The organism is uncultured Winogradskyella sp. (assembly GCF_947495255.1).
Classification (GTDB): Bacteria; Bacteroidota; Bacteroidia; order Flavobacteriales; family Flavobacteriaceae; genus Winogradskyella.
Map to the genome: position 1 here is coordinate 460,891 of NZ_CANLYI010000001.1, position 17,713 is coordinate 478,603.

At 32.3% G+C, this 17,713-nt stretch carries 11 protein-coding genes and 1 pseudogene; 7 read left to right on the top strand and 5 right to left on the bottom strand.

Features of this window, described 5'->3' with window-relative positions; genetic code table 11:
- Window positions 1-7 precede the first annotated feature (7 nt).
- Window positions 8-844, bottom strand: a pseudogene (locus Q0807_RS18910) (OmpA family protein); the annotation flags it as partial.
- Window positions 845-870: 26 nt separating this feature from the next.
- Window positions 871-1,632, bottom strand: a complete 762-nt coding sequence (locus Q0807_RS01995; RefSeq protein WP_299105758.1) for an exodeoxyribonuclease III — start codon at window positions 1,630-1,632, stop codon at window positions 871-873.
- Window positions 1,633-1,744: 112 nt separating this feature from the next.
- Between Q0807_RS01995 and Q0807_RS02000 the strand changes: the two genes are divergently transcribed.
- The 5 genes from Q0807_RS02000 (at window position 1,745) to Q0807_RS02020 (ending at window position 11,845) form a co-directional block, all read left to right on the top strand.
- Window positions 1,745-5,185 (top strand): hypothetical protein, encoded by a 3,441-nt coding sequence (locus Q0807_RS02000; protein WP_299105761.1) that lies wholly within the window; start codon window positions 1,745-1,747, stop codon window positions 5,183-5,185.
- Between the two features lie 57 nt (window positions 5,186-5,242).
- Window positions 5,243-5,632: a hypothetical protein gene (locus Q0807_RS02005; protein ID WP_299105763.1), complete on the top strand. Its 390-nt coding sequence runs from the start codon at window positions 5,243-5,245 to the stop codon at window positions 5,630-5,632.
- A 66-nt stretch (window positions 5,633-5,698) separates the two neighbouring features.
- Window positions 5,699-10,018 carry a CusA/CzcA family heavy metal efflux RND transporter gene (locus Q0807_RS02010; RefSeq protein WP_299105765.1) on the top strand — a complete coding sequence of 1,440 codons (4,320 nt, stop codon included), beginning with the start codon at window positions 5,699-5,701 and terminating at the stop codon, window positions 10,016-10,018.
- Window positions 10,019-10,020: 2 nt separating this feature from the next.
- Window positions 10,021-11,166 carry an efflux RND transporter periplasmic adaptor subunit gene (locus Q0807_RS02015; protein WP_299105766.1) on the top strand — a complete coding sequence of 382 codons (1,146 nt, stop codon included), beginning with the start codon at window positions 10,021-10,023 and terminating at the stop codon, window positions 11,164-11,166.
- Between the two features lie 97 nt (window positions 11,167-11,263).
- On the top strand, window positions 11,264-11,845 hold the full coding sequence (locus Q0807_RS02020) for a DUF3575 domain-containing protein (RefSeq protein ID WP_299105768.1): 582 nt from the start codon (window positions 11,264-11,266) through the stop codon (window positions 11,843-11,845).
- 87 nt (window positions 11,846-11,932) lie between these two features.
- Here the strand turns inward: Q0807_RS02020 and Q0807_RS02025 are convergent, their stop codons facing one another.
- Both Q0807_RS02025 and Q0807_RS02030 read right to left on the bottom strand, forming a co-directional pair.
- Window positions 11,933-13,474, bottom strand: coding sequence for a glycine--tRNA ligase (locus Q0807_RS02025; protein ID WP_299105770.1), 1,542 nt, complete (start codon window positions 13,472-13,474; stop codon window positions 11,933-11,935).
- Between the two features lie 77 nt (window positions 13,475-13,551).
- Window positions 13,552-14,457 (bottom strand): hypothetical protein, encoded by a 906-nt coding sequence (locus tag Q0807_RS02030; RefSeq protein ID WP_299105773.1) that lies wholly within the window; start codon window positions 14,455-14,457, stop codon window positions 13,552-13,554.
- Between the two features lie 70 nt (window positions 14,458-14,527).
- Between Q0807_RS02030 and Q0807_RS02035 the strand changes: the two genes are divergently transcribed.
- A complete protein-coding gene (locus Q0807_RS02035) occupies window positions 14,528-15,205 on the top strand; it encodes a ComF family protein (protein WP_299105775.1) in 678 nt (225 codons plus the stop codon).
- 56 nt (window positions 15,206-15,261) lie between these two features.
- Complete coding sequence (locus Q0807_RS02040; RefSeq protein ID WP_299105777.1) at window positions 15,262-16,872, top strand: Ig-like domain-containing protein; 1,611 nt, start codon at window positions 15,262-15,264, stop codon at window positions 16,870-16,872.
- Here Q0807_RS02040 and Q0807_RS02045 read toward each other — a convergent pair.
- On the bottom strand, window positions 16,856-17,638 hold the full coding sequence (locus Q0807_RS02045) for an amidohydrolase (protein ID WP_299105779.1): 783 nt from the start codon (window positions 17,636-17,638) through the stop codon (window positions 16,856-16,858). The two genes, Q0807_RS02040 and Q0807_RS02045, sit on opposite strands and share 17 nt — an antisense overlap.
- Window positions 17,639-17,713 lie beyond the last annotated feature (75 nt).

Consider the following 17,713-nt stretch of genomic DNA (forward strand, 5'->3'; position numbering starts at 1 on the left):
CTCCACGTCCTGCTGCTGTTAAGTTTTCAGGATTAATAGCCTCATTTTCTCTTAATATATTTACAATAGCTGTTGCTCTTTTTGCTGATAAATCCCAATTACCACTTAATTGCTCGTTACCTTTATAAGGCACATTATCTGTATGACCTTCAATTAAAACTGAAATTTCAGGATTTTCAGCTAATACATTACCTAACTGTTTTACAGCTTGTTTTCCTTGTGCTCCAACATACCAGCTTCCAGACTCAAACAACAACTTATTTTCCATAGAAATATAAACTTTTCCGTTACGCTGCTCTACAGTTAAACCTTTACCTTCAAAATTAGTTAAGGCTTTAGAAATAGCATCTTTTAAATTATTCATGGCTGCATCTTTTGATGCAATCACATTTTCTAATTCAGCTACGCGTTGCGAGCGGCTTTCTAATTCTTTCTTCAATGTATTTAAACGTTCATTTTCTGCAGCTAAAGCTTGTTCTTTTGCTTCTAGTTGTGCTAAAAGCTCTCTGTTTTTTTGAGAATTTTTAGCAATAGATGCAGAACTATTTTCTTCTAAAGCTTTGTAAGATGCTTTTAAATTTTCAAGATTTGATTTTGCAGCAGCATAATCTGCTTGAAGTTTATCGCGTTCTGAAACTACAGCCTCATAAGCCGATTCTAAATCATTTAAATCATTATATATTTTTGTTTTTTCCTTTTCAAATTCTGCCAGGTCATCAGTGAGACTTCTGTTTTCCTTTTTTAAATTGGCATATTTATCTTCAAGGTCTGTATAAATTTGCTTAGACACACAAGATGTAAATAAGGTTGCCGTTAATGCTAATATTGAAAGTTTTTTAATCATAATAATTATATCTAGGTTAAGTTAATTTATAAATCTAATTCTAATAAAATAGGGCAATGATCACTATGCACTGCTTCTGTTAAAATAACGCTACGTTTAATTTTTTCTTGCAGAGGTGCGCTTACCATAGCGTAATCTAAACGCCAACCTTTGTTATTTGCTCTAGAGTTTGCTCTATAACTCCACCAAGAATACTCTTGACGTTCTGGATGTAAATATCTAAAGCTATCAACAAACCCACTATCAATAAATTCACCTAACCACTCACGCTCTTCTGGCAAAAATCCTGAAACACCTTTCATCTTAGGATTGTGAATATCTATAGCTTCATGACAAATATTATAATCGCCAACAATTACCAAATTAGGTAATTGGGTTTGCAATTCATTCAAATAATTATGAATTAAATCCATATATTCAAACTTGTGGGTTAATCTTGCCGCATTGGTTCCAGAAGGTAAATACATACTCATAACAGAAACGTTATCGTAATCTACTCTGATGTTTCTACCTTCAAAATCCATAGATTCTATTCCTGTACCAAATTCTATATGCTTAGGTTTGGTTTTACACAATACTGCAACTCCACTATAGCCTTTTTTCTGTGCGCTAAACCAATAATTGTATTCGTAACCAGCTTCTGCAAACAAATCTAAATCGAGTTGTTCTTCCATGGCTTTAATTTCTTGTAAGCATACTACATCCGCATCTGTAGCCATTAACCATTCTATAAAGCCTTTTTTTAAAGCCGCTCTAATTCCGTTTACGTTATAAGAAACTATTTTCATGTTGACATATTCTGATTAACTGCTAAATTAAATAATACGCTACTTTTACACCATTATTTTAAGCTTGTTTTAACGATAAAATATTTTTTGCTTTAAGCAGTTATAACTTTACATGAAAATTGCTATTTCCTTTATTCTAATCCTATTTACTTTTTTGGGCTTCTCCCAAGAGAAGGATAGTAATTTTAGACAAAAAAAAGTAGCCGTTAAGGATTCTATTAAAATTGATTCCGTAAGTATTAATCCTTCAAGATTTAAAGTTAAAACAAAAGACAACAAAATCATTGATTCTACATTATATTCTGTTGATTTTGTAAAAGCCATTTTACGCTTTAAACAACCTACGAAAATAGATACTATTCAAATCGAGTATTTACGTTATCCAAAATTTCTAACCAAGGTTTACAAACAATTAGATGATGCTGTTATAGTGGATCGTTCTTCACAGTTTCAGCAATTATATAGACTTGAAAATAACGCGTCAAACAACACCTTTACTCCTTTTGATGGCTTAACCACTTCTGGAAGTATTTCTAGAGGTGTCACAATAGGCAACAATCAAAATTCCGTTTTAAACAGTGAACTCGATTTACAGATTTCTGGGAAACTGAGCGATAAAGTGTCGTTAAGAGCTTCGATTCAAGATGCGAATATACCATTGCAAGAAAGTGGTTATTCTCAACGATTAGATGAATTTGACCAAGTTTTTATTGAATTATTTAGTGATGATTGGAATATAAGAGCTGGTGATATTGATTTAATAGACACAAAAAGCTATTTCGCTAATTTCTCTAAACGTGTACAAGGCTTGCTGGTTAATGCTAATATAAGTAACAAAACCTCAGTATTTGCTTCAGGTGCTTTGGTTAGAGGACAATTTACAACAACACAATTTACAGCACAAGAAGGTAACCAAGGGCCATACAAACTTAGTGGTTCTAACAATGAACTTTATGTGCTCATAGTATCTGGCAGTGAAACGGTTTACGTTAATGGTGTACCTTTAGAACGAGGCGAAAACAACGATTACATTATAGATTATAATGCTGGCGAAATTATTTTTAACTCTACATTTCCGATTACTTCCGAAATGCGAATTACAGTAGATTACCAATTTAGCGAGCGTAATTATTCGAGATTTACCGTTTTTGGAGGCGCAAACTACACTACCAAAACCTTAAAGTTAAATGTATCCGTTTATTCTGAAAGTGATGCTAAAAACCAACCTTTACAACAAAATTTATCTACAGAACAAACTCAAATATTAGCAGCTGCTGGTGATAATGAAGATTTAATGATTGCGCCTTCTGCTTCAGAAACCACATATTCTGAAAACCGTATTTTATATAAAAAGGAATTTATTGGAGCAGAAGAAATATTTGTATTTTCTACTAATGCCGAAGACCAATTATATAGTGTAAGCTTTACTTTAGTTGGTACTAATCAAGGAAATTACATATTGAGCAACACCAATGCAATTAACAATATATATGAATATGTAGCACCAATTGCAGGTGTACCACAAGGAAATTACGAACCCATTACACAATTAGTTGCGCCAGAACGTTTACAAATTGCTGTGGTTAACGGACAGTACAAACCCAGTAAAAAAACAGATGTATTTTTTGAATTTGCAGGTAGTAAAAAAGACGCTAATTTATTTTCAAATTTAGACGATGGTAATAATGATGGCTATGCAGGGAAATTTACCTTGAAGCAAAATTTAATACAATCTGATAGTCTTTGGAATTTAACAGCTTCCGTTGACACTGATTTTATTCAGAAAAACTTCAATTCTATTCAACGATTATACAGAGCAGAATTTAACAGAGATTGGAATTTAGATACTTCAGAAAATACGGGAGACCTTATCGATTATGGCAACCAATTGTTATTTACTTCAGGATTGAGATTAGCACATTCCAAAAAAGGTGTAGCAACTTACAATTTTGAACATTTAAATTATTCTGAAAACTTCAATGGAAATAGGCACAGTATTTCTGCTAATTTACGCTTGGGTAATTTTACTATGTATTCAAATTCTAGTTTTTTAAACAATGAAAGTTCTATAAATCAATCTACATTTTTAAGGTCTTTTAATCGCGTAGTCTATGGTAAAAACAACAAATGGGCTGGTGTAAAATTTACAACTGAAGATAACGAGCAACGCGCAATTGCGAGCGATTCCTTAACAGAATTAAGTCAAAAATTTAATGCCTACGAAACGTTTGTTGGCATTGGAGACAGTACCAAAGTTTATGCAGAAGTAGGTTACATAAAGCGTTTTAATGATAGTTTACGAAATAATAGTTTAGAACGTGTTAATAATTCTAACACCTATTATTTAAAATCGAGATTAATTCAGAATAAAAATACAACACTTCAATTGTATGCTAATTATAGAGATTTAAAATCGGAAGATAATAGTATAGACGATGAGCAAAGCTTAAATAGTAGATTGAATTTTAATCAGAAATTATTTAAGAACCTTATTATTTTAAATTCTAGTTTCGAAACTAATTCCGGAACCTTAGCCCAACAAGATTTCACCTATGTAGAGGTTGAAGCTGGCCAAGGTGCCTACACTTGGATTGATTATAATAACAACAGCATTCAAGAATTAGACGAGTTTGAAATTGCTCAATTTGCAGATCAAGGTAGTTACATAAGAGTTTTATTACCCAATCAGGTTTATGTGCAAACGCATCAAAATCGGTTTGGACAAACGGTTACTATAAATCCTCAAAACTGGAGTGTTTCTAAAAATAAATCGAAACAATTTTGGTCGCATTTCTATGACCAAACTTCTTTTATTGTAGATAGTAAAAAGTTTAAGGATAGTAATTCTTTTAATTTAAATCCCTTTGAAGCTTTAAAAGATGATTTAGACACTGATGACTTTGTATCTCTAAATTATAGTGTGAGGAATGTATTATTTCTCAACAGAGGTAAGCAACGCTACACCACGTCTTATACGTATTTAAATAACAAAAGCAGAAATTTACTTTCTATAGGTTTTCAGCAAAACAAAACCAGTAGCCATCAAGTTAATTTTAATCATAAATTCAATACCAGTTGGTTATTAAACACATTGGGAAGTTTGGGTAAAGACGATAGTAAAAGTGAGAATTACACCAACCGAAATTACACTATTGACAACTACCAGTTTAAACCCAAACTAAGTTATTTATTTAGTGAAAACGCACAGTTTGATATATTCTATCAATACACCTCAAAAGAAAACACTATTGGAAGTTTAGAATCCTTAGCGCAAAATAATTATGGTTTGTCTCTCACGTTTAATAAAGCACAAAAAATAGCGTTAACAGGTGAATTTAACTATTTCAAAAATGAATTTGAAGGCGATTCTAACACACCTGTTGGTTACCAAATGCTAGAAGGTTTACAACCAGGAAAAAACTTTACATGGAGTTTATTAGCACAAAAGAAATTGACAAAATATTTAGATTTAAATCTGAATTACTTCGGCAGAAAATCTGAAACTTCTAAAATGATACATACCGGAACTGTTCAGTTAAAGGCTTATTTTTAAGACGTGTAACTTTTATCACATATCATCAAAGGCGAAATTTCGTATCTTCGCATAGTTATGAGTAAACTAATTGCTTTTACGTATTCATTTTTGATTCTTATTCAGAGTTTCAACATTAACTTAGAAGACTTCTCTAAGTTTAGTGTGTTATTGAAACATGCCGAATTTCATAAAGAAAAGTATGGTGATACGTTTTTTGAGTTTTTAGCAGAACATTATGGCGACTCTAAAGTGAACCATGAAGATAATCATGAAGAACACAAAGACTTACCGTTTAAAGATGCGCAACACATGTTAACACATACAAATACTTCTTTCATAAGCATTACTAATAATTTTGATTTCCAATATCAAGAGTTTATAGAAATTCCTTTTAATTTTCATTACGAAGACACCTTTACTAACTTCGAGAAATCCTCTATTTTCCAACCACCCAAACACGCATAATTCAATTTAGATTTAAACCTATTTCTTTATAAATAGGCATTCTTTATTTCTTAATTTTTTTGAATTATGTTAGAGCACATTATTAAGTTCAGCTTAAAGAATAAGCTGATTATATTCCTGTTTACAGCATTTATTATTGGTTTTGGAATTTTTTCCTTAACCCAAATCCCTATTGGAGCTGTTCCAGATATTACCAATAACCAAGTCCAAGTCATTACCACATCTCGTAATTTATCTACTCAAGATGTTGAGCAGTTTATTACATATCCCGTGGAATTGGAAATGGCAAATTTACCTGGAGTTGAAGAAATTCGTTCCGTATCTAAATTTGGTTTGTCTGTTGTAACCATTGTTTTTGAAGACAATATGGGCACATACCTTCCAAGACAACTCATTGCCGAAAAAATAAAGTCCGCTTCAGAAAAAATCCCAGAAGGTTTTGGAAGTCCAGAAATGGGACCAATCACTACTGGATTGGGTGAAATCTATCAATACATATTAGATGTAAAACCTGGTTATGAAGACCGCTATTCACCAACCGATTTAAGAACCATACAAGACTGGATTGTAAAACGACAACTTTCTGGAATTCCTGGAGTGGTAGAAGTGAATACTTGGGGAGGGTTTTTAAAGCAATATGAAGTTGCCATCAATCCAAACAAACTAAATGCCATGCATATTTCGCTTTCCGAAATCTATGACGCTTTAGAAAAAAACAACAGTGTTGCAGGTGGTGGATATATTGAAAAAACAGACCAAGCCTTCTTTATTAGAGGTGAAGGTTTAGTAAAATCTCTCGAAGATGTTGGTAATATTGTAGTGAAGAATGAAGGCGTACCTATTTACATCAAAGACATTGCAAATGTCGGTTTTGGTAGCGCAACACGTTTTGGTGCCATTACAGGAAATGGACAAGGTGAAAAAGTATTGGGTCAAATTATGATGCTCAAAGATGGTAGTTCTAAAGCCATTATTGATGCAGTAAAAGAACGTGTTGCTTCTGTGCAAAGCAGTTTACCCGAAGGTGTTTTTATTAATGGCTTTTTAGAACGAAGCGAGCTCATAGGTAAAACCACGTTTACGGTTTCCGAAAATTTAATTTTAGGGTCGCTTATCGTCATATTTGTTGTAGTCTTATTATTAGGTAATTTACGTTCTGGATTAGTAGTTGCTTCTGTGATTCCGTTGAGTTTATTATTCGCGATTTCATTAATGAATTTTTTTGGTGTCGATGCCAATTTAATGAGTCTTGGTGCCATCGATTTTGGAATTATAATAGATGGTGCCGTAATTATTGTCGAGTTTATTGCTTATAGAATTATAACACAAAGCGACAATCTAAAAGCACTTACAAAAGAGGCAAAACAAGAAGAAATTGATGCAATTACACTAAAAAGTGCTTCAAAAATGATGAATTCTGCCATTTTTGGACAATTAATCATTTTAATCGTTTTCATTCCAATCTTATCCTTAAGTGGTGTGGAAGGTAAAATGTTTAGACCAATGGCTTTAACTTTTAGCTTTGCATTAATTGGAGCCATGCTTTTATGTTTAACCTATGTTCCTGTAGTTGCTTCATTATTTTTAAAACCGAATAAACAAAGTGACAATAACATTTCCGTGAGATTGATGAAGGTTTTAAACTCTTGGTATAAACCTTCCATCAGTTGGGCATTACATCACAAAAAATTAGTGATTGGTTTAGCAATGCTTTTATTAGTTTCTAGTTTTTACTTATTCAGCAGAATGGGTGGTGAATTTGTACCGACTTTAGACGAAGGTGATTTTGTAATTCAACCGGTTTTAAAAACAGGAACTTCACTTGGTAAAACCATAGAAATCACCACTAAAATTGAGCAAGTCTTATTAGATAGTTTTCCAGAAGTTGAACAAGTAGTGAGTAGAATTGGTGCCGCGGAAGTCCCAACAGACCCAATGTCTATGGAAGAAAGCGATGTTATCATAAAACTGAAACCTAAAAAAGAATGGGTTTCTGCAAAAAGCAAAGATGAATTAGCAGATAAATTTAAAGAAGCATTGACTATAATTCCAGGTATGGAAGTAGAATTCACCCAACCTATTGAAATGCGATTTAACGAATTAATTACAGGTGTTAGAGCAGATATTGCTATTAAAATATTTGGTGACGACTTATCCGTTTTAGCCAATAAAGCAGATGACATAAAACGTCTAATTCAAGATGTTGAAGGCGCTTCAGATATTATTATTGAAAAAGTCGAAGGGCTACCGCAAATGAGTGTCAGCTTCAATCGAAGTAAAATTGCGCGTTATGGTTTAAATATTTCAGATGTTAATCAATTGATTTCAATGGGATTTGCAGGTGGAACCGTTGGTAGTGTTTTTGAAGGTGAAAAACGTTTTGATTTAGTGATTCGTTTAGATGAAAAGAACCGTAAAAACATAGAAAGCCTAAAAAACTTGTATGTAGATACACCAAGTGGCACTAAAATTCCGCTGAGCGAATTAGCAGAGATTACATATACAACTGGACCAGCAAAAATATCTAGAGATGATACCAAACGTAGAATCGTGGTTGGTATTAATGTGAGAAACCGAGATTTGCAATCTGTTGTAGATGATGTTAGAATTATTATTGACAGCAAACTTAAATTACCTGTTGGTTACACCATTACTTATGGTGGACAATTTGAAAATCTAGAAAGTGCCAAAGCACGATTAACAGTTGCTGTACCAATTGCTTTAGCCTTAATATTTCTACTACTCTATTTTGCCTTTAATTCTGTTAAAGAAGCCTTATTGGTGTATTCTGCTATTCCGCTTTCGGCTGTTGGTGGTATCTTATTACTATGGTTGCGCGATTTACCTTTTAGTATTTCAGCAGGTGTGGGCTTTATTGCACTTTTCGGAATTGCCGTTTTAAATGGCATTGTACTTATTGAGCATTTTAAAGAACTCAAATCACAAGGTATTGATGATATTGAAGAACGCATTAAACGTGGTACCTCAGAGCGTCTAAGACCTGTTGTTTTAACAGCAGCAGCAGCAGCTTTAGGTTTCTTACCTATGGCCATTTCAACAAATGCTGGTGCAGAAGTGCAACGACCTTTAGCTACTGTTGTTATAGGTGGTTTGGTCACTGCAACCATCTTAACATTAATAGTTTTACCTGTATTGTACGCATGGTTTGAAGAAAAAAAAGAGATTAAAATGAATAAAACAGCTATCGTTACGGTTATTGGATTCTTTTTTATGATGAATATTAATGCACAATCTCAACTCACTGTAGAGCAAACGTTGGACTTAGCCATTGCAAACAATGCCAGTTTAAAAGCCTCAAATTTACAGATTGAAAAGAGTGATGCTTTTGTAGGAAGTGCTTTTAGTTTTGATAAAACATCATTGTATTATAATTATGATGAAAACAATTTAGCCATTAATAATGAGCCCTTAAAAGTGTTCGGTATAGCTCAAGATTTCAAATTTCCTACGGTTTATTTTGCTGAAAAGAAAGTGAATAAGGCGATGGTAAATTTGGAAGAATCTAAATATAATATTCAATTTCAAAAAGTTAAAAAGAAGGTTTACTCTAATTATTATCAATTAAGTTATGCCAAACAGAAAGCTGAAACCTATCGTTTTTTAGATAGTTTGTATCAAGATTTTTCACAAAAAGCAGCAAGACGGTTTGAGCTTGGCGAAACCAATTATTTAGAAACTATTACAGCCGAATCTAAACAGAAACAACTTCAAACCTTATATAAACAGGCGTTGCAAGATGTTGAATTTTCTAAAGAGCAGTTAAAAGCCATTGTTCAGGTTGATACTTTAGAGATTATTGACCAAGATTTAGAAAAGCTAGAACTAATTAGTCCTTCGATGCAAAATAATTCGGGTTTACTCTATTTTGAAAATGCTAAAAATTATCAAAATGCTGTTTACCAATCTGAAAAGCAGAATTTACTACCAGACCTTAATTTCGAATATTTTCAAGGTACAAATGATAACCTCAACACAAATATTAAAGGCTATCAATTCGGGATTAAGATTCCGCTGTTGTTCTTCGGAAATTCGTCTAAAATAAAAGCGTCTAAAATTGCAAAAGACATCATATCTGAACAAAAACAAGATTATGAAGTGCAATTAAATTCAGAATATAAATCACTTCTAACCACATTAAGTAAGTACGAAGAAGCCGTTAATTACTACGATACCCAAGGCGAACGTTTAAAAAATGAAATTATTAAAACCGCCAACCGAACTTTTAAGGAAGGCGAAATTGACTTTTTTCAATATATCCAAAGTTTAGAAACAGCAAAAGATATTGAGCTCAATTATTTAGAGAATTTAAACGCTTATAACCAAACTGTAATCAACATTAATCACCTTATTTTAAACATTTTTTAAAGATGAAAAAATTATATATAATACTGTTCTCAATGGTTTTTTTAGCCTGCGGAAACGAAAAAAATAACGACACTGAAGTGGTATCAACCAAAGAAGACCACGACCATATTACTATTACAAAAGCACAATTTGATAGCGAAAAAATGGTGTTTGGTAACCTAAGTGAATTCGATTTTAATGAGAGCATTAACGTCAACGGAATGATTGATGTACCACCTCAAAACAAATCGAGTATTTCAACATTTATAGGTGGTTATATTACAAAAACACCTTTATTAATAGGTAATGAAGTAAAAAAAGGACAGCTTTTAGTGACGCTTCAAAATCCTGAATATGTAGAAATTCAACAAAACTACCTTGAAGTTGCAGAGCAATTAAATTATTTAAAATCTGAATTCAACAGACAAAAAACCTTATTTGATGAGCAAATAACTTCGGAAAAAAATTACTTAAAAGCTGAAAGCACCTATAAAAGCAATTTGGCACATTACAACGGCTTGCGTAAAAAATTACAGATGATGAATATTAGTCCGAAACGTGTAGAGCAAGGGCAAATTTCATCTAGTATTAATTTATATGCACCAATTGAAGGCTATGTTACTAAAGTCAATGTGAGTAACGGTACCTATGTTTCGCCAAGTGATGTCATTTTAGAAATTGTGGACACAGACCATATCCATTTAGAACTTTCTGTTTTTGAAAAGGATATTATGAATGTTAAGAAAGGGCAAAAAATTAAATTTAAAATTCCTGAAGCTTCAGAAGACACTTTTACTGCTGAAGTACATTTAGTTGGTACTACAATTGATGATGAAAATAGACAAGTAAAAGTACATGGACATGTAGATAATGAAGATGCAAACTTTATTGTTGGCATGTTTGTAGAAGCTGAGATAATTACTGAAAGTGCCAGAAAAATGGGCTTACCAAAAGAAGCTTTGGTAATATTAGAAGATGGCACCTATGCTTTAGTCTTAGAAGAAGAAAATAATGATAAATACAATTTGAAGAAAGTAAAACTAAGCATTGGCAAAGAAACAGAAAATGCTGTTGAAGTTTTAAATCCTGAAATGTTAATGAACAATCAAATATTGATAAAAAGCATAGGCATGTTGCTTAATGACAGCGAAGGAGGACACAGCCATTAATTGAGTTATTTGATTTAGAAACGCAACCTTTTGGCATATTGATCATCTACATGGTATAATTGTTGTTATCAACAATAATCATTAATCAAATACACATATGAAAAAATCAATTATTGCCTTCGTCATGCTATTTTCAGTAATAACCATGAATGCTCAAACACAACCTGAAGAATTACCTAAAAAATCAGAAATCTCAACTAACCTTTTAGACATGGTTATCTCTGGCACCTTAAATGTTAATTACGAACGTTTATTTGATAATAACCAATCACTACTCGTTGGTGTAAACCTTTTTGATACTTACGGTTATTATGATGCTGGCTATATTGATAAAAGTACTGCAATGACTTTTAACGCTTCCTATTTATTATATTTTTCAAAACATAAAGATCACTCTGGTTTTTTCTTTTATCCACAGTTAAGAGCAAGAACTGGAGAGGTAACAATTGAAGATTACTTTTACTACGATTTCGATTCTAATACAGAAGTAACAGAAAAGGAGTCTTATGATGTCTCTGGTGTATCAGCTGGTTTTGGTATTGGCCATAAGTGGATGTTTAGTAATAAATTTACGCTAACACTAAAAACTGATGTTGCAAGAAATATCGGAAACTTTGATACTGATTATTTAAGTAATGTTGAATTACGTTTTGGAGTTAATTTTGGATATCGATTTTAATCAAAGTTCTTCATAAATAACAAAACGCCCAAACTTAATAGTTTGGGCGTTTTTTGTAAAATAGATTCCTGCGTTTGCAGTAATCTATTATTTCATTTTCTGTAGCCAATGCTTAACATCAACCTCAGCTTTTATAATATCTTTTAAATCTTCAATCTTTACACGTGTCTGTTCCATGGTATCTCTATGACGAATCGTTACCATGTTATCATTTAAAGTGTCGTGATCTACTGTAATACAAAATGGTGTTCCGTTAGCATCTTGCCTTCTGTAACGTCTACCTACTGCATCTTTTTCATCGTAAGTTACGTTAAAATCCCACTTTAAATCTTCTACAATCTTCTTAGCTACATCTGGTAACCCATCCTTTTTAACTAAAGGTAAAATTGCGGCTTTTGTTGGAGCTAAAACTGCTGGTAATTTTAAAACGGTTCTTGTTGTATTGTTATCTAGTTCTTCTTCAACTAAAGAATTTGAAAATACAGCTAAGAACATTCTATCTAAACCAATAGAAGTTTCTAAAACGTAAGGCGTATAATTGGCGTTATCTTCATGGTCAAAATATTGTAACTTTTTACCTGAAAATTTCTCATGTTGCTTTAAATCGAAATCTGTACGAGAATGAATTCCTTCCAATTCTTTAAATCCAAATGGAAAGTTAAATTCAATATCTGTAGCAGCATCTGCATAATGTGCCAATTTATCGTGATCATGGAAACGATAATTTTCTTGGCCTAAACCAAGTGATTTATGCCACTTTAAACGTGTTTCTTTCCAATATTCAAACCATTCTTTTTGTGTGCCTGGCTTAATAAAAAATTGCATTTCCATTTGCTCAAACTCACGCATTCTAAAGATAAATTGTCTTGCAACAATTTCATTTCTAAACGCTTTTCCTGTTTGTGCTATACCAAAAGGAATCTTCATACGTCCAGTTTTCTGAACGTTTAAGAAATTCACGAAAATACCTTGAGCTGTTTCTGGTCTTAAATATAAGTCCATCGCTGATTCTGCAGAAGCACCAAGTTTAGTACCAAACATTAAGTTAAATTGCTTAACATCTGTCCAATTTGAAGTACCTGACACAGGACAAACAATACCTAAATCTACAATAAGTTGTCTAAAGCCTTCTAAGTCATTTTCCTCTTGGACCTTAGTTAATTGAACCGTAATCTCATCAATTTGTTTTTGACGACGAATTACGTTACCATTTGTAGCTCTAAACTCTTTTTCATCAAAGGCATCTCCAAAACGTTTTTGCGCTTTAGCAACATCCTTATTTATTTTCTGATTGATCTTCTCTCTAAAATCTTCTACCAAAACATCAGCTCTGTAACGCTTTTTAGAATCTTTATTATCAATTAAAGGGTCATTAAAAGCATCTACGTGACCAGAAGCTTTCCAAGTGGTTGGATGCATTAATATTGCGGCATCAATACCTACAATATTATCATGCATTTGCACCATGGCTTTCCACCAATAGTCTCTAATGTTTTTCTTTAATTCTGCTCCGTTTTGAGCATAATCATATACTGCGCTTAGTCCATCATAGATTTCACTACTCTGAAACACGTAACCATACTCCTTTGCGTGAGAGATTACTTTTTTAAATTGATCGTCGTTTGCCATAATGATGCAAAAATAGAAAACCGCTCTGATTAACAGAACGGTTTTACAAAAATTATATAGTTAATTATATACTTATCTTAATTTAGTTCAATACTTGTACCACCTAACCTATCATTTCTGTGAAAAACACTAATAAAATAATAGCCTTTTTGAAAAGGTTTATCATCTTCATCAGCAACAATTTCGGTACAAACTTCTAAACTCTGATTATTATAGTTAATCACTTCTTTTTTACTGTAAATTAAAGTTGTATCACCAAAAGTCGCTTCCCCTTTATCAGAAACTACATTACCATCTGGCCCAACAATTTGTATGTAAATATCTTTATCTCCTTTAGAAGTTAAAGGGTTTTCATTTAAAGTAATACAAACATCTATTGCATTAGCTCGCTTTGCACGTGCTGTTAATCGTTTTTTACCCGATTTTAATTTATAGGATTGCGCAATAAGGTTACTCGCCTTTAGGATTGCAGCTTTGTCAATTGATACATTTAAAGAATCATTAACAGCGACTAAATCGCCATTTGTTTCTTCTAAATTATTAATCTGTAGTTTTTTCTTTTCAATAGTGCTTAAAGCATAACGATTTTCTGTCTGCAACTTAATATTTGCAGTGTTCAAAGAATCTATAGTACTAAGAAGCACCTTGCTTTTAGACTTTAAAACTATAAGTTGCTCTTTAAACTTAGCGATAATTGATAAATCACTATTTAATAATCTTAAAGAATCTAAGGCATTCTTAGTTTCTAATTTCGCTTCTAGGAGCTGCGAAGCGATAAGATTATAGTCTTTGCCTAAATCATCATAACTTGATAATAACTCTGATAGTTCACTTTCTATCAAAACTTTTTCTTGTTTTAGGAACGCCTCGTAGGATTCATTGGACTTATATTTACTGTAGCTATATATTCCTAAAACTGTTAAAACGACTAATAAAGAACTTATAATTAATCTGTAGTTAAATAATTGAGGGTTAACTATCATTAATAATTTTCTTAATTTAATGCGAAATTATAATTATTTACATAGCACTATTGTTTTAATCGATTAAGTGATGAAATACTTGTTAAACTTGATTTTCCCAAAGGTTTGTGAAGCCTGTAACTATGCTTTATCTGATAATGAGGATATGTTATGCACTTCTTGCAGACATCATTTACCAGTTACTAATTATCATTTTGACAATGAAGAAGCCGTAAAAAAAGTACTTTATGGGCGAGTAAAACTAGAAAATGCATCTGCATTATTACACTTTTCAAAAAAAGGAATTGTACAGCAAATTCTTCATAATTTAAAATATAGAGGTCATGAAGATATCGGTACTTTCTTTGGTAAGTGGTTTGGTACAGAACTAGCAACTTTAGATAATTATAAAAATATTGATGTGATTGTACCTGTGCCATTATACAAAACAAAATTGAGAGAACGCGGCTACAATCAGGTTGCAAAATTTGGAAAAGAAATAGCCAAAGCACTCAATGCCGATTATAATGACTCTGTTTTAATAAAAACCAAATCAACTAAAACACAAGTTTTTAAAGGACGTTTAAAGCGTTGGAATGACGATGGAGCCTTGTTTGATATTTCAGACAAACAACAATTAGCAGGCAAACATATTTTACTAGTAGATGATATTATTACAACAGGTGCAACTGTAGAAGCTTGTGCTACTGTTTTGTTAAAAATTGATAATATTAAGTTAAGTGTTGTTACAATGGCAATTGCAGATTGATTTTTTCGTTTCTAATTAAATTATATTGTTTCTTTGTGCTAAATATTTTTGAATAGATGCGTTTACATTTAATGCGAATTTTAAGTTTTATTTTTATTGCAATAACTCTTGCGAGTTGCGCTAATCGTGGCACTCCAACAGGAGGAGAAAAAGATATTGCACCGCCAGAAATCACTCAATCGCTACCAGAAAACTTCTCGACCAATTTTAAAGGCGATGAAATTATTATTCGTTTTAATGAGTATGTTAAAATAAAAGATTTAACAAAACAGCTTATTATTTCGCCTCCAATGGATACTCAGCCCATTGTAACACCTGCAAGCGGTGCGAGTAAAACAATTAGTATTAAAATCATAGACACTTTAGAAGCCAATACAACTTATGCTTTTAATTTTGGGGAGAGCATTGTAGATAATAATGAAGGAAACCCTTTTTCTTACTATCGTTATGTTTTTTCTACAGGTAATACCATAGATTCTCTTTCTGTAAAAGGTTTTGTAGAAGATGCTTTACTAAATGAGCCAGACACTTTTATTTCTGTGATGTTATATGAAAAGGATTCTACGTATTCAGACTCCATTGTTTATAAAGAAAAGCCAAGATACATTACCAATACACTAGATAGCGTTACAACATTTAGCATTGATAATATAAAAGCTGGAACGTATAAATTGATTGCCTTAAAGGATAAAAACTCTAACTACAGATTTAATCAAAAAACAGATAAAATAGGGTTTCATGAAGGGTTTATAACTGTACCAACAGATTCTACTTATAAATTGAAATTGTTTAATGAGAAAGTGAATTTTAAAGCTATTAAACCGTCACAAGATGGCGAAACAAGAATCATTTTCCCGTACGAAGGCAGTTACGAAAACATGCGAATTAATGTTATAGACGAGAAACCTGAGGGCTATAAAACACGTATTTTAAAAGATCGGGAAACAGACACTTTATATTATTGGTATAAACCAAAATTTGACGTCGACACCACATTTTTCACCGTTACTAACGGAAAAAAAATTGATACTTTTAAACATCGTTTTAGAACCATAAAAGGCGATTCATTAAAGTTAAAATCTTTAATTAATGGTGTTATTAGATATGAAGAAGATTTTGCTATAGAAGGCAATATTCCTTTTTCTAAAATTGACACCACTAAGATTTCAATAATAGATAAAGACTCTCTTAGAATTCCTGTCAAGGTTAAATACGACTCCATTTACAACACCTATAAGTTTCCTATTGAAAAGCAAGAGGACCAAAAGTACAAATTCACTATACTACCAGGTGCATTTACTGATTTCTACGATGGAACTAACATAGATACTATGAGTTATTCTATTAGAACGAAATTAAAATCTGAATACGGAAATATTAGAGTTAATCTTAGAAACGCGAAACTCCCAATGATTGTTCAATTGGTAAACACTAATGGTGAAGTTCTATATGAGCTTTATGCTAAAGAGTCTCCTATAGTTGATTTCACCAATTTAGTTCCTAAAAAATATGGACTGCGTGTTATTTTAGACACAAATGAGAATCGTAAATACGACACAGGAAATTTCTTATTAGGCATACAGCCTGAAAGAGTTATTTACTCCGAACCTATAGAAGAAGTCAGAGCCAGTTTTGATTGGATAATTGACTTTAAATTTTCAGATTAAAATCATCTCTATCATTTAAGAAATTTAATTTTTGTTGGTATTTTTTTATGGCACTTTTTTCTAAGGTGACAATTTGAATAGCTTCTTCATTTTCAGATAAAGTATCTATTCTATTGCCTAAAACATCATATGCCGTTGAGTGACCAGAATACTCAAAATTATTCCCGTCTAGTCCTACCCTATTGACACCAATACAATAGGTCATGTTTTCAATAGCTCTAGCTTTTAGTAAAGTATCCCAAGCATCAATTCTTACTTTTGGCCAATTAGCTACGTAGATTAACAGGTCATAATCTTCAACATTTCTAGCCCAAACAGGGAAACGTAAATCATAACAAACCAATGGGCAAACTTTCCAACCTTTATAATTAAAAAGTACTTTTTCAGTGCCAGCTGTATAAACTTTATGTTCACCTGCTAAAGTAAATGTGTGTCGTTTATCGTAGGTGGTTATAGTTCCTGAAGGTTCAACGCAAACCATACGATTGTAAAAGTTGTTGTTTTCAGAAACAACAAGACTTCCCATAATAGCCATCTGTTTTGCTTTCGTTATGTCTTTAAGCCAAGCTATGGTTTTGCCTTCCATAGTTTCTGCTACAGCGTCCGGATTCATGGTAAAACCAGAGGTAAACATTTCGGGCAAAACAATAAGGTCCACGTCAGTAGACATGGCATTGATTTTAGCCTCTAACAAACGTCTATTTTCTTCTGGGTTTTCCCAAACCAAATCAGTTTGAATGATGGCAACTCTTAAATCTGAATTCATATTATAAAATTACAAATTTGATTTCAAAATATGGCATAAAAAAAGCAAGCCAAAAAGTAATCACATTTATGAATT